The following is a 472-nucleotide window of genomic DNA, read 5'->3' on the forward strand; positions in this document are numbered from 1 at the left end:
GCTACAGGGCCGTCACCTTCTCTGGCCGACCTTTCCAGGTCGTTCACCTATCCTATCCCTTTGTAACTCCGTATAGAGTGTCCTACAACCCCAGGAAGCATGCTTCCTGGTTTGGGCTGTTCCCGTTTCGCTCGCCGCTACTCAGGGAATCGAATTTTCTTTCTCTTCCTCCGGGTACTTAGATGTTTCAGTTCCCCGGGTTTGCCTCACGCCGTGCTATGTATTCACACGGGTGTCCCGCCAGTCTCCCGGCGGTGGGTTCCCCCATTCGGATACCCCTGGATCAATGTGTACTTACCACTCCCCAGGGCATTTCGCTGTTCGTCGCGTCCTTCATCGGCTCCTAGTGCCAAGGCATCCACCGTACGCCCTTTCTACCTTGATCTAGCGTCTAAGACACACGGTCCTCACGGACCATATGTGAAATTAATTGGTTTGATGTCTTGATGAATCTTCAGTTTTCAAGGAACAA

General features: G+C 52.8%; 1 rRNA gene. It reads right to left on the reverse strand.

Features of this window, described 5'->3' with window-relative positions:
* Positions 1-385: ribosomal RNA gene (locus KNP60_RS15450) — 23S ribosomal RNA — on the reverse strand; the annotation flags it as partial.
* Positions 386-472 lie beyond the last annotated feature (87 nt).

The sequence above is a fragment of the Exiguobacterium sp. s5 genome, from assembly GCF_018618075.1.
GTDB classification, from domain to species: Bacteria; Bacillota; Bacilli; order Exiguobacteriales; family Exiguobacteriaceae; genus Exiguobacterium; species Exiguobacterium mexicanum_A.